This window comes from Stenotrophomonas sp. YJH_SMC_119, from assembly GCF_059368315.1.
This window is the reverse complement of record NZ_JCAFRP010000002.1, coordinates 330,923-343,527: the sequence shown is the minus strand read 5'-3', so window position 1 is coordinate 343,527 and position 12,605 is coordinate 330,923. Positions and strand designations below refer to the sequence as shown.

Annotated in this window: 12 protein-coding genes; 9 read left to right on the top strand and 3 right to left on the bottom strand. The window is 66.8% G+C overall.

Features of this window, described 5'->3' with window-relative positions; translation table 11 throughout:
- Window positions 1-325 precede the first annotated feature (325 nt).
- Genes AC5P6S_RS05880 through cysS form a run of 3 tightly spaced genes read right to left on the bottom strand, consistent with a single transcriptional unit; the run spans window position 326 to window position 3,453 of the window.
- On the bottom strand, window positions 326-1,573 hold the full coding sequence (locus AC5P6S_RS05880; protein WP_005414014.1) for an MFS transporter: 1,248 nt from the start codon (window positions 1,571-1,573) through the stop codon (window positions 326-328).
- The gene (locus AC5P6S_RS05875) at window positions 1,570-2,022 is read right to left on the bottom strand and encodes a SufE family protein (protein WP_005410372.1); all 453 of its coding nucleotides are present in this window, start codon (window positions 2,020-2,022) and stop codon (window positions 1,570-1,572) included. Before AC5P6S_RS05875 ends, AC5P6S_RS05880 begins: the two co-directional genes overlap by 4 nt.
- 54 nt (window positions 2,023-2,076) lie before the next feature.
- Complete coding sequence (cysS, locus tag AC5P6S_RS05870; RefSeq protein ID WP_005414013.1) at window positions 2,077-3,453, bottom strand: cysteine--tRNA ligase; 1,377 nt, start codon at window positions 3,451-3,453, stop codon at window positions 2,077-2,079.
- A gap of 187 nt (window positions 3,454-3,640) precedes the next feature.
- Between cysS and AC5P6S_RS05865 the strand changes: the two genes are divergently transcribed.
- The 9 genes from AC5P6S_RS05865 to AC5P6S_RS05825 all read left to right on the top strand — a co-directional run bounded on the left by AC5P6S_RS05865 (window position 3,641) and on the right by AC5P6S_RS05825 (window position 12,594).
- The gene (locus tag AC5P6S_RS05865; protein ID WP_024958440.1) at window positions 3,641-4,204 is read left to right on the top strand and encodes a glycine zipper 2TM domain-containing protein; all 564 of its coding nucleotides are present in this window, start codon (window positions 3,641-3,643) and stop codon (window positions 4,202-4,204) included.
- A 334-nt stretch (window positions 4,205-4,538) separates the two neighbouring features.
- Window positions 4,539-5,549: an N-acetylornithine carbamoyltransferase gene (locus tag AC5P6S_RS05860; protein WP_005410369.1), complete on the top strand. Its 1,011-nt coding sequence runs from the start codon at window positions 4,539-4,541 to the stop codon at window positions 5,547-5,549.
- A 119-nt stretch (window positions 5,550-5,668) separates the two neighbouring features.
- Window positions 5,669-6,865: an argininosuccinate synthase gene (locus AC5P6S_RS05855; protein WP_005410368.1), complete on the top strand. Its 1,197-nt coding sequence runs from the start codon at window positions 5,669-5,671 to the stop codon at window positions 6,863-6,865.
- Window positions 6,866-7,016: 151 nt separating this feature from the next.
- Window positions 7,017-8,105 (top strand): acetylornithine deacetylase, encoded by a 1,089-nt coding sequence (locus AC5P6S_RS05850; RefSeq protein ID WP_242874903.1) that lies wholly within the window; start codon window positions 7,017-7,019, stop codon window positions 8,103-8,105.
- A 25-nt stretch (window positions 8,106-8,130) separates the two neighbouring features.
- Window positions 8,131-9,459 (top strand): acetylglutamate kinase, encoded by a 1,329-nt coding sequence (locus AC5P6S_RS05845; protein ID WP_005410366.1) that lies wholly within the window; start codon window positions 8,131-8,133, stop codon window positions 9,457-9,459.
- Between the two features lie 3 nt (window positions 9,460-9,462).
- Window positions 9,463-10,065 (top strand): GNAT family N-acetyltransferase, encoded by a 603-nt coding sequence (locus tag AC5P6S_RS05840; RefSeq protein WP_049418141.1) that lies wholly within the window; start codon window positions 9,463-9,465, stop codon window positions 10,063-10,065.
- Window positions 10,062-11,015, top strand: coding sequence for an N-acetyl-gamma-glutamyl-phosphate reductase (gene argC / locus AC5P6S_RS05835; protein WP_495204516.1), 954 nt, complete (start codon window positions 10,062-10,064; stop codon window positions 11,013-11,015). The genes AC5P6S_RS05840 and argC overlap by 4 nt, the downstream gene beginning before the upstream one ends.
- A gap of 20 nt (window positions 11,016-11,035) precedes the next feature.
- Entirely contained in the window at window positions 11,036-12,331 is a 1,296-nt protein-coding gene (gene argH / locus AC5P6S_RS05830) for an argininosuccinate lyase (protein WP_049460530.1), read from the top strand.
- On the top strand, window positions 12,331-12,594 hold the full coding sequence (locus tag AC5P6S_RS05825; protein ID WP_005414003.1) for a YciI family protein: 264 nt from the start codon (window positions 12,331-12,333) through the stop codon (window positions 12,592-12,594). The genes argH and AC5P6S_RS05825 overlap by 1 nt, the downstream gene beginning before the upstream one ends.
- The last annotated feature ends 11 nt before the right edge of the window (window positions 12,595-12,605 follow it).

The following is a 12,605-nucleotide window of genomic DNA, read 5'->3' as shown; positions in this document are numbered from 1 at the left end:
GTTTTTTGTTGGGGGATCGTCGGTAAGCGACCGTGGCTGGCACGGGCAGTTGTGGCCGTTGACTTGGGTCCGCCTTGTAGCGAGCCGAGCACCGCAGGGGAATCGGGGCGAAGAGGCGCCGCTGTTTGAGCGCAGCGAGTTCGGCGCCGTCCCCTGATTCACCGAGGAGCGCAGGGCACCGGTGCGCAGCACCGGCTCGCGGATGGCGGCGCGTTTCTTTGGTTACTTTCTTTGCGCGCGCAAAGAAAGTGACAAACCCATTCATCGAGGGAAAGTGACGTGGCCAGCCAAACGCCCGGCGCCGCCGAATCCGCTGTTCGCAGGCTCACTGCAGGTCGCGAAGATTCAACTTCCGCAGCGTCGGGTTCTTCCACGCGGTGATCCCGGCCACGCTCAGCACCGCAAACCCACCCAGCACCACTGCAGGCACCAGCCCCAGCAGACGGGCCATCGTGCCGGCATAGAACGCGCCCAGCTCGTTGGACGAACTGATGAAGATGCCGTTGATCGACGACACCCGTCCGCGCATTTCTTCCGGCGTGGCCAACTGCAGGATGGTCGAGCGGATCACCACCGAAACGCCATCGAAGGCCCCATAGAACAGCAGGATCAGCGCCGACAGCCAGAAGTGCTGCGACAGGCCGAAGCCGATCACGCACAGGCCGAACCCCGCCACCGCGAACAGCAACACGCGGCCGGCATTGCGGTGCAGCGGGTGGCGGGCCAGCCACAGGCCCACGCACACCGAACCGAGCGCCGGCATCGCGCGCAGGATGCCGAGGCCCTCCGGACCGTGGTGCAGGATTTCGTGCAGGAAGGCCGGCAGCATCGCCACCACGCCGCCCAGCAGCACCGAGAACATGTCCAGCGCCATCGCGCCGACCATGATCCGGTTGCCGACCACGAATCGCGCGCCTTCGGCGATGCTCTTGAAGATCGGCGCGGCCGGACCGGTGTGCACCGGCTCCTCCACTTTCAGCGTGGCCAGGCAGGCCATCGCCACCAGGGCAAAGGCCGTAGCCACCGCGTAGGACAGGCCCTTGCCGCCGAAGCCGACCAGCACTCCGCCCAGCGCCGGGCCGGCCACCATGCCGGCCTGGAACACCACGGCACCCAGTCCGGCGCCACGCGCGAACTGGTCGCGGGCCAGCACGCGGGCGAACAGTGCGTTGTAGATTGGCGACAGGAAGGCGCGGACCATGCCGGTCAGGGCGATGGCCGCATAGATGGGCCACACGCCCTCGAACGGCAGCCAACCCGTCGCAACGCCGGTCAGCACCAGCGCCGTGGCGATCAGCCCGGAACAGGCGACCATGCCCAGCCGGCGGCGCGGCAGGTGGTCGACCAGATAGCCGGCGAACGGTGCCACGCAGAAGAACGGCAGCACCTCGGCTAGGCCGACCAGGCCCAGCGAGAACGGATTGCGGGTGACTTCGTAGATGTGCCAGCCGACGGTGACCGCCACCACCTGGTAGGACAGCATCGCGAAGATGCGGTAGGCCAGCAGCTTGGCGAAACCGGGCCGGGACAGCAGGCCCAGCGCGGTGTCTTCGGCTGTGGCAGGCTCGCTCACGACGGGTCGCGCTGCAGCTGGGCCTGCGCGGTCTCGCGGATGAAGGCCAGCATCGCCGCCACGCCGTTGCTGCGGGTGGGGGAGAGGTGACGGGCCAGGCCGATGTCCTGGATGTAGCTGGGCTCGGTGTCCAGGATTTCCTGTGCCGAGCGCCCGGAGTACACGCGCAGGGCCAGGAAGATCAGGCCGGAAACGATGGCCGAATCACTGATGGCATGGAAGCGCAGCGACTGCGCGTTGCCTTCCGGCACGATCCAGACCATCGACTGGCAGCCGAGCAGGCGGTGCTCTTCGGTCTTCCATTCGTCCGGGAAGGCGGGCAGCTTGCGGCCGAGGTCGATCAGGTACTGGTAGCGCTCGGACCAGTCGCCGAAGAAGCCGAATTCCTCGGCGATGGCGGTCTGGGCCTCGGCGGCGGTAGGTTCAAGCGGGAACGGGGAGTCGGTCACAACAGTCTCTACAGTGGGGGCGTGGCCGGCGGGCCGGCCACGGGGCAGGGCAGGTCAGCCGCGCTTGCGCGACCAGCGCACGCCCTGCGGGGTGTCTTCCAGCACGATGCCTTCGGCGGCCAGCTGGTCGCGGATGGCATCGGAACGGGCGAAATCACGCGCTTTCTTGGCCGCAGCACGCTCGTCGATCAGGCCCTGGATGCGGGCATCGTCGCCGCCGTCGCCCGCAGCGGTACCGAACCACTGCGCCGGATCGGCCTGCAGCAGGCCCAGCGCCAGGCCGGCGCCGAGCAGCTCGCCCTTCAGCCGTGCCTGTTCGGCCGGGTCGGTGGCGCGGCGTGCATCGGCGGCGATGCGGGCCACTTCGGCCAGCGCCTGCGGGGTGTTCAGGTCGTCATCCAGGGTCGCCTCGACGCTGGCCGGGATCACCGCGCTGGCTTCGATCGACGCCAGCTCGCGCAGCGTGCCGTACAGGCGGTCCAGGGTGCGCACCGACTGCTCGATCAGGCCATCGGACCAGTCCAGCGGCTGCCGGTAATGGGCCGACAGCAGGGCCAGGCGCAGCGCTTCCGGCGGATGCTGGCGCACCAGGTCGTGTACGCGCTCGATGTTGCCCAGCGACTTGCTCATCTTGGCGCCGCCGAAGTTGAGCATGCCGTTGTGCAGCCAGTAGCGGGCAAAGATCCTGCCGCCATGCGCGCATTCGCTCTGCGCGATCTCGTTCTCGTGGTGCGGGAACTGCAGGTCGACACCGCCGGCATGGATGTCGATGGTCTCGCCCAGATGGGCGGCCGCCATCGCCGAGCATTCGATGTGCCAGCCCGGGCGGCCGCGGCCCCATGGCGATTCCCAGCCGGGCAGGTCGTCGCTGGACGGCTTCCACAGCACGAAATCGCCCGGATCACGCTTGTAGGGGGCGACATCGACGCGGGCGCCGGCCAGCATCTCTTCCGGATCGCGTCGCGAGAGCTTGCCGTAGCCGTCGAAGCTGGCCACCGCGAACAGCACGTGGCCTTCGGCGGCATAGGCATGACCATTGGCGATCAGCTGCTCGATCATGGTGATGATCTGCGGCATGTGCGCAGTCACTTCCGGCTCGATGTCCGGCGGCACCACGCCCAGCGCGGCCATGTCTTCACGGTAGGCGGCGGCGAACCTGTCGGTGATGGTGCTGATCGGCACCCCCTGCTCGCGTGCAGCGGTGTTGATCTTGTCGTCCACGTCGGTGATGTTGCGCGCGTAGCGCAGGCCACCGAAACGCCGCCGCAGCAGATCGGCCAGCACCCCGAACACCACCGGGCCACGGGCGTTGCCGATGTGCACGTAGTTGTAGACCGTGGGGCCGCACACATACAGGGTCGGACAGGCCGGATCGAGCGGGGTGAACGGTTCGAGCTGGCGAGTCAGGTTGTTGTGCAGGCGCAGGGTCATGGGGCTGTGGCTGGGGGACAAGCCTGTGATTTTAGAACGTGTCGGCCCGCTTTGGGGCGCCGATTGCCACCGGTGGACGCCGGCTCCACCCAAGGTGGGGTGGGCAGGAGCGGCGTGGACGGGTAATGTTCAGCCCCTTGCGCTCGTCACTGCCTACACTATTGCCGTGTCCTTGCTCCCGTCGCCATTGAAATCCACCGCGTTGCTGACCCTGGCCTGCCTGTCGGCGACGGCCGCCGTGGCCCAGGCGCAGGAGGCCGAGCCGCGCAACCGGGTGGTGATCGTCGAGAACGTGAAGTTCGACTATGCGCAGGTGCTGAACGTCGAGCCGGTGTTCCAGACCCTGCGCGCGACCCGCACCGAGGAGCATTGCGAGCCGATCTCGACCCGCACCCTGGCCCCGGTCAACGTCACCGGTGAAGAGCCGGTCGAGGACAAGGGCCGGATCAGCCGCTTCTGGGACTCGGTGCGCTCGATGTTCAAGCGCAGCGATGAAGAGGTCTCCGAGGAGACCGCCGCCGAGACGCCTGCCCCGGCACCGGCCAACAACGGCCCGATGCTGACCCGCGACTGCCGCATCGTGCCGGTCGGGCGTGAATTCCGCCGGCCGATCGCCTATGACGTGGATTACGTCTACAAGGGCACCAAGTACCGGTCGCGCCTGCCGGAAGACCCCGGCAACCGGCTGAAGATCCGGGTTTCGATCACCCCCTGGGTCGGCCCCGAGCAGGGCGCCGCCGGTAATCCCTGATTCTGCGACCCCGGCCCCTTGCGTCGGCCCCGGCCGCATGCAAAGATTGGCGGCCATGAAGCTCACCGACTTCCAGCACGACAGCAGCGCAGCCCGACAGGCGTCGGGCATGACCTCGCGTGCGCGTCGACCGGAACCCCACATCCTCGCTGGGTAACCGGAGCTTTCTGCTGTTCGTCCGAAAAAAACCCAGCCCGCCGGCTGGGTTTTTTCGTTTCCGCGCTTCAAAAATGCATGTGCTGAAAGCTGCAACTGCAACCTTTTCGATCCACCTTTGCTTCCTGCTTTTCCCTTCCACCGCGTCGAACCCGGCGCCGCCACGCAAGGAAAGATGATGTCCCCCAAGCACTTCCTGAACACCCAGGACTGGAGCCGCAGTGATCTTGACGCGCTGCTGACCCAGGCCGCGCTGTTCAAGCGCAACAAGCTCGGCGACCAGCTCAAGGGCAAGTCGATCGCGCTGGTGTTCTTCAACCCCTCCATGCGCACCCGCACCAGCTTCGAACTGGGCGCGTTCCAGCTCGGCGCCCACGCGGTGGTGCTGCAGCCGGGCAAGGATGCGTGGCCGATCGAGTTCAACCTCGGCACGGTGATGGACGGCGATACCGAAGAACACATTGCGGAAGTGGCCAAGGTGCTGGGCCGTTACTGCGACATCATCGCCGTGCGTGCGTTCCCCAAGTTCATCGACTGGGCCTACGACCGCCAGGACATCGTCCTCAACAGCTTCGCCAAGTATTCGCCGGTGCCGGTCATCAACATGGAGACCATCACCCACCCGTGCCAGGAACTGGCCCACGTCATGGCCCTGCAGGAGCACTTCGGCACCCAGGACCTGCGTGGCAAGAAGTACGTGCTGACCTGGACCTACCACCCCAAGCCGCTGAACACCGCCGTGGCCAACTCGGCACTGACCATCGCCACCCGCATGGGCATGGACGTGACCCTGCTGTGCCCGACCGCCGACTACATCCTCGACGATCGCTACATGGGCTGGGCCGAGCAGAACGTGGCCGAGAGCGGCGGTTCGCTGAAGATCAGCCATGACATCGACAGCGCCTACGCCGGCGCCGACGTGGTCTACGCCAAGAGCTGGGGCGCGCTGCCGTTCTTCGGCAACTGGGAGCCGGAGAAGCCGATCCGCGACCAGTTCAAGCACTTCATCGTGGACGAGCGGAAGATGGCACTGACCAACAACGGTGTGTTCAGCCACTGCCTGCCGCTGCGCCGGAACGTGAAGGCCACCGACGCGGTGATGGATTCGCCGCAGTGCATCGCCATCAACGAAGCCGAGAACCGCCTGCACGTACAGAAGGCGATCATGGCGGCGGTTGCCGGGCGCTAGATCGAACAAGGGGTAGCGCCGACCGTTGGTCGGCTGCTCCCGCAGCGGCGCATCCAACATTCCAGCCGACCAACGGTCGGCTCTACCGAATTCCCATCCCCCAAGTGGACCTGACTCCCATGAGCAACAAAGACGTCGTTCTCGCCTTCTCCGGCGGCCTGGATACCAGCTTCTGCGTGCCGTACCTGCAGGAGCGCGGCTACAACGTGCACACCGTGTTCGCCGACACCGGCGGCGTGGATGATGAAGAGCGCGATTTCATCGAAAAGCGCGCCGCCGAACTGGGCGTGACCAGCCACGTCACCGTCAACGGTGGCCCGGCCATCTGGGAAGGCTTCGTCAAGCCGTTCGTGTGGGCCGGCGAAGGCTACCAGGGCCAGTACCCGCTGCTGGTCTCGGACCGCTACCTGATCGTCGATGCCGCGCTGAAGCGTGCCGCCGAACTGGGCACCAACATCATCGCCCACGGCTGCACCGGCATGGGCAACGACCAGGTCCGCTTCGACCTGGCCGTGAAGGCGCTGGGTGACTACCAGATCATCGCGCCGATCCGCGAGATCCAGAAGGAACACACCCAGACCCGCGCCTACGAGCAGAAGTACCTGGAAGAGCGCGGCTTCGGCGTGCGCGCCAAGCAGCAGGCCTACACCATCAACGAGAACCTGCTGGGCCTGACCATGTCCGGCGGCGAGATCGACCGTTGGGAAGCCCCGGGCGAGGGCGCTCGTGGCTGGTGCGCACCGCGCAGCGAGTGGCCGGAGCAGGCGCTGACCGTCACCCTGAAGTTCGTTGAAGGCGAAGCCGTTGAACTGAACGGCAAGGCGCTGCCGGGCGACCAGATCCTGGCCCAGCTCAACAAGCTGTTCGCCCCGTACGGCGTCGGTCGCGGCGTGTACACCGGCGACACCGTGATCGGCCTGAAGGGCCGCATCGTGTTCGAGGCCCCGGGCCTGGTCTCGCTGCTGGCCGCACACCGCGCGCTGGAAGATGCGGTGCTGACCAAGCAGCAGAACCGCTTCAAGCCGGACGTGGCGCGCAAGTGGGTGGAGCTGGTGTACGAAGGCTTCTACCACGACCCGCTGAAGACCGACATCGAAGCCTTCCTGAAGTCCTCGCAGGCCAAGGTCAACGGCGAAGTGGTGCTGGAAACCCGCGGTGGCCGCGTCGATGCAGTGGCGGTGAAGTCGCCGCACCTGCTCAACACCAAGGGCGCCACCTACGCGCAGTCGGCCGACTGGGGCGTGGAAGAGGCCGAAGGCTTCATCAAGCTGTTCGGGATGAGCTCCACTGTCTATGCGCAGGTCAATCGTGGTTGACCTGTGACGGGGTGCCGGCCGCTGGCCGGCGCCTCGCAACGTCGATGGAGGGTAGTGCCGGCCGCTGGCCGGCTCGTGGCACGGCTGGATCATTGCGGAGCCGGCCAGCGGCCGGCACTACCGATTTCGAACCCTACGGATATTCAGACACATGCTTGAACAGACGCTCGATCACCTGCAGGCCCTGGTGTCTTTCGACACCCGCAACCCGCCGCGTGCGATCACCACCGGTGGCATCTTCGATTACCTGCGCGCGAACCTGCCCGGCTTCAACGTCGAGGTGATCGACCATGGCGCGGGCGCGGTCAGCCTATACGCCGTGCGTGGTACGCCGAAGTACCTGTTCAACGTGCACCTGGATACGGTGCCGGACTCGCCGCACTGGAGTGCCGACCCGCATGTGATGCGGCGCCTGGACGACCGCGTGGTCGGCCTGGGCGTGTGTGACATCAAGGGCGCGGCCGCTGCACTGGTGGCTGCGGCCAATGCCAGCGATGGTGATGCCGCGTTCCTGTTCTCCAGCGATGAAGAAGCCAACGATCCGCGCTGCATCGCCGCGTTCCTGGCCCGTGGCCTGCCGTACGAAGCGGTGCTGGTGGCCGAGCCGACCATGAGCGAAGCGGTGCTGGCGCATCGCGGCATCAGCTCGGTGCTGATGCAGTTCACCGGTCGTGCAGGGCACGCCTCGGGCAAGCAGGATGCGGCTGCCAGCGCGCTGCACCAGGCGATGCGCTGGGGCAACCGCGCGCTGGACCATGTGGAATCGCTGGCATCGGCGCGCTTCGGTGGGCTGACGGGCCTGCGCTTCAACATCGGCCGCGTCGAAGGCGGGATCAAGGCCAACATGATCGCGCCCGCTGCCGAAGTGCGCTTCGGCTTCCGTCCGCTGCCGTCGATGAACATCGACGCGTTGCTGGCCACCTTCGCCGGTTTCGCCGAGCCGGAAGCGGCGGTATTCACCGAAACCTTCCGTGGCCCCAGCCTGCCGGCCGGCGACATCGCCGAAGCCGAGAACCGCCGCCTGCTGGCACGTGACGTGGCCGATGCGCTGGAACTGCCGATCGGCAACGCGGTGGACTTCTGGACCGAGGCCTCGCTGTTCTCGGCCGGTGGTTACACCACGCTGGTGTTCGGCCCGGGTGACATCGCCCAGGCCCACACCGCCGATGAGTTCGTGACGCTGGAGCAGTTGCAGCGCTACACCGAAGCCGTGCACCGCATCATCGCCGCCGGCGCCTGATTCTTCCCTTTCCGACGAAACCGAAATGTCTCCTGCCCTCCAGCCCCATCGCCAGACCCGCCAGACCATCGTGCGCCTGCTTTCCAGCATGGCCAGCGCGAAGGAGATCAGCCAGTACCTCAAGCGCTTCTCGCAGCTGGATGCCAAGCGCTTCGCCGTGGTCAAGGTCGGCGGCGCGGTGCTGCGCGACGACCTCGACGCGCTGACCTCTTCGCTGTCGTTCCTGCAGGAAGTCGGGCTGACCCCGATCGTGCTGCACGGCGCCGGCCCGCAGCTGGATGCCGAACTGTCGGCCGCCGGCATCGAGAAGCAGACCGTGAACGGCCTGCGCGTGACCTCGCCGGAAGCGCTGGCGATCGTGCGCCGGGTGTTCCAGCAGTCCAACCTGCGGCTGGTCGAGGCGCTGCAGCAGAACGGCGCGCGCGCCACCTCGATCACCGGCGGCGTGTTCGAAGCCGAGTACCTGGATGTGGATACCTACGGCCTGGTCGGCGAAGTGAAGAAGGTCAACCTGGCACCGATCGAGGCCAGCCTGCGCGCCGGCTCGATCCCGGTCATTACCAGCCTGGGCGAGACCGCCGGCGGCCAGATCCTCAACGTCAACGCCGACTTCGCCGCCAACGAGCTGGTACAGGAACTGCAGCCGTACAAGATCATCTTCCTGACCGGCACGGGCGGCCTGCTGGACGAGGCGGGCAACGTGATCGATTCGATCAACCTGTCCACCGAGTACGACCACCTGATCGCGCAGCCGTGGATCCACGGCGGCATGAAGGTGAAGATCGAACAGATCAAGGATCTGCTCGACCGCCTGCCGCTGGAATCGTCGGTGTCGATCACGCGCCCGGCCGACCTGGCCAAGGAACTGTTCACCCACAAGGGTTCGGGCACGCTGGTGCGCAAGGGTGAAAAGGTGCTGCGCGCCACCGCCTGGAACGAACTGGACCTGCCGCGCCTGAAGGGCCTGATCGAATCCAGCTTCGGCCGCGCGCTGGTGCCGGACTATTTCGAGAAGACCAAGCTGTTGCGCGCCTACGTCAGCGAGAACTACCGCACCGCGGTCATCCTCACCGACGAGGCAGAGGGCGTGTACCTGGACAAGTTCGCCGTGCTCGACGACGCGCAGGGCGAGGGCCTGGGCCGTGCGGTCTGGAACGTGATGCTGGAAGAGACGCCGCAGCTGTTCTGGCGCTCGCGCCATGGCAACCCGATCAATCACTTCTACTACGCCGAATCCGACGGCTGCTACAAGCAGGACCACTGGAAGGTATTCTGGTTCGGTGCCGATGGCATCGACCGGATCAAGACCTATGTCGATCATTGCGCGCAGCGCACCCCGAGCCTGCAGGGCTGAGCAATGAGCAACCTCGATGCCTGGAACACGGTTCCTACCCTGCGCGGCCAGCACGTAACCCTGCAGCCGCTGCAGATGGAACACGTGCCCGGCCTGCGCGATGCGCTTGAAGGCAGCGGCCTGGACCAGCTCTGGTACACCCAGGTGCCGTCGCCGGAACAGGCCGAGACCTATGTGCGGGCCGCGCTGCAGGCGCAGAGCGAAGGCAAGGTGCTGCCGTTCGTGATCCGTGATGCGGCTGGCGGAATCGTCGGCAGTACCCGTTTCTATGACATGGATGCCGGTGTGCCGAAACTCAGCCTCGGCTACACCTGGTATGCGCCGCGCGTGCAGCGTACCGGCGCCAACACCGAAGCCAAGCTGTTGCTGCTGCAGCACGCCTTCGAAACGCTGGGCTGCATCAGCGTGGTGCTGGAAACCAGCTGGTTCAACGCCACCTCGCGCACTGCCATCGCCCGCCTCGGCGCCAAGCAGGACGGCGTGCTGCGCAATCACAAGCGGCATGCCGACGGCACGCCGCGCGACACCGTCATCTTCTCCATCATCGATGCGGAATGGCAGGGCGTGAAGCGCCACCTGCAGTACCGCCTGGACAGCCACGCATGAACGATTCGACCTTTACCCTTGGCATCGTCGGTGCCCGCGGCCATACCGGTGCCGAGCTGATCAAGCTGGTGGCCGCCCATCCGCGGCTGGAACTGGCTTTCGTCTCCTCGCGCGAGCGCGCCGGGCAGCGCCTGTCCGACCATCACCCGGAATTCCAGGGCGATCTGCAGTACGAGAACCTGGACGCCGACGCGGTGGCGGCCAAGGGTGTGGACGCAGTGATCCTGGCCCTGCCCAATGGCCTGGCCGCACCGTTCGTGGCTGCGCTGGAAGCGGCGAAGCCGGACACCGTCATCGTCGATCTCTCGGCCGACTATCGCTTCGACAACGGCTGGTACTACGGCCTGCCGGAGCTGACCCGCGGCCGCTACAACGGCCAGAAGCACATCAGCAACCCGGGCTGCTATGCCACGGCAATGCAGCTGGCGGTGCATCCGCTGCTGGACCTGCTGGCCGGTCCGCCGCAGTGCTTCGGTGTCTCCGGCTACTCCGGTGCCGGTACCACGCCGTCGGACAAGAACAACGTTGAACTGCTGGCCGACAACCTGATGCCGTATGCGCTGACCAACCACGTGCACGAGCGCGAAGTGTCCGTGCAGCTGGGCGTGGCGGTCGAGTTCATGCCGCACGTCGCGCCGCATTTCCGTGGCATCACGCTCACCGCCAATCTGTGGCTGAACCGGGTGCAGACCCGCGAACAGATCGTCGAGCGCTTCCAGCAGGCCTATGCCGGCGAACCCCTGATCGACGTGGTGGATGACGCGCCGTGGGTCAGTCGCATCGCCGGCCGACACGGTGCCCAGGTCGGTGGCTTCACGCTCGCGCCGGGCGGCAAGCGGGTCGTCGTGGTGGCGACCCTGGACAACCTGCTCAAGGGCGCGGCCACCCAGGCCATGCAGAACCTCAACCTCGCGCTGGGCATCGATGAACTGATGTCCATCCCGCACTGAACACGCCTTCCGGAGCCCCCATGGCAGACCTTCTTTGGCAGAAGCCCGGCGTCGCTGTCGACGCCCAGATCCAGACCTTCCTCGCCGGCGACGACGTGATCCTCGACCGCGAGTTCTTCCTGCATGACATCGCCGCCAGCGCCGCACATGCACAAGGCCTGCAGCACATCGGCATCCTCAGTGCCGACGAGCTGGACGGCCTGCTGCGCGAACTGGAGGTGCTGGCGCAGGACTTCCGCGAAGGCCGCTTCGTGCTCGATACCCAGTATGAGGATGGCCACTCGGCGATCGAAGCGCGCCTGACCGAACGCCTCGGCGATGCCGGCCGCAAGATCCACACCGGCCGCAGCCGCAACGACCAGATCCTGGTCGCCACCCGCCTGTGGCTGAAGGAGAAGCTGCAGCGCGTGGCACAGCTCAGCGCCGAAGTGGCCAAGGTCGCGCTGGACCGCGCACAGGCCGAGAAGGACCTGCCGATTCCCGGCTACACCCACATCCAGCGCGCCGTAGTGTCCTCGGCCGGCATGTGGTGGGCGGGCTGGGCCGAGGCCTTCATCGACAATGCCATCCGCGCGCGTGACACCCATGCGCTGGTCGATGCCAATCCGCTCGGCACGGCTGCCGGCTACGGCGTGAACCTGCCGCTGGACCGCGAACACACCACGGCCGCGCTCGGTTTCGCGCGCATGCAGATCTCGCCGATCTACGCACAGCTGTCGCGCGGCAAGTTCGAGCTGGCCGCGCTGGAAGCGCTCGGTGGTGCCACGCTGGACCTGCGCCGCATCGCCTGGGACCTGTCGCTGTTCACCAGCGCCGAGTTCGGCTTCGTCGCGCTGCCGGCGCAGTACACCACCGGCAGTTCGATCATGCCCAACAAGCGCAACCCGGACGTGATCGAGCTGATGCGTGCGACCCACGCCAGCGTCGCCGCAGCGCGCACCGAGATCGAGCAGCTGCTGTCGCTGCCGTCGGGCTACCACCGCGACCTGCAGTCGTCCAAGGGTGCCATCTTCCACGGCTTCGGCCGTGGCCTGGCCGCGCTGGAGCTGCTGCCGGCGCTGCTGGCCAACCTGGAATGGCGTGACGACAAGCTGCGTTCGGCCATCGATTCGGGCATGTATGCCACCGACGTGGCGGTGGAAGCGGCCGTGGCCGGCGTGCCGTTCCGTGAGGCTTACAAGGCCGCTGCGGCCGGTGCCGACAGTGCAGGGCAGGGGCGTACCCCGGAAGGCAGCCTCGCCGCGCGCGTGTCGCCGGGTTCGGCCGCCGACCTGCGCCTGGACGAACTGCGCGCGCGCTGGCAGGCGCTGTCCTGATGGCGGGCACTGTCTACCTGGTGATGGCGATGCGCCGGCCGGACTTCAACGATGCAGCGGTGCAGCCGCACCGCGATTTCCTCGATGCGTTGCAGGCGCAGGGCAAGCTGCAGCTGACTGGTGGTTTCGCCGACGGCAGTGGTGGCGCCTATGTGCTGTGCAACGTGGACAGCCTGGCGCAGGCGCAGGCCATCGTCGCCACCGATCCGCTGGTGACGATGCAGGCCTCCGAGCTGACCGTGCACGAATGGAACACCCGCTGAGACACTGACCG

Excerpts from the sequence above, each read along its gene's own strand:
- argH (WP_049460530.1), top strand. The coding sequence starts at position 11,036 with ATGGCAGACCTTCTTTGGCAGAAGCCCGGCGTCGCTGTCGACGCCCAG.
- AC5P6S_RS05840 (WP_049418141.1), top strand. The coding sequence starts at position 9,463 with ATGAGCAACCTCGATGCCTGGAACACGGTTCCTACCCTGCGCGGCCAG.
- AC5P6S_RS05825 (WP_005414003.1), top strand. The coding sequence starts at position 12,331 with ATGGCGGGCACTGTCTACCTGGTGATGGCGATGCGCCGGCCGGACTTC.
- cysS (WP_005414013.1), bottom strand. The coding sequence starts at position 3,453 with ATGACCCTGCGCCTGCACAACAACCTGACTCGCCAGCTCGAACCGTTC.
- AC5P6S_RS05860 (WP_005410369.1), top strand. The coding sequence starts at position 4,539 with ATGTCCCCCAAGCACTTCCTGAACACCCAGGACTGGAGCCGCAGTGAT.
- AC5P6S_RS05850 (WP_242874903.1), top strand. The coding sequence starts at position 7,017 with ATGCTTGAACAGACGCTCGATCACCTGCAGGCCCTGGTGTCTTTCGAC.
- AC5P6S_RS05855 (WP_005410368.1), top strand. The coding sequence starts at position 5,669 with ATGAGCAACAAAGACGTCGTTCTCGCCTTCTCCGGCGGCCTGGATACC.
- argC (WP_495204516.1), top strand. The coding sequence starts at position 10,062 with ATGAACGATTCGACCTTTACCCTTGGCATCGTCGGTGCCCGCGGCCAT.
- AC5P6S_RS05845 (WP_005410366.1), top strand. The coding sequence starts at position 8,131 with ATGTCTCCTGCCCTCCAGCCCCATCGCCAGACCCGCCAGACCATCGTG.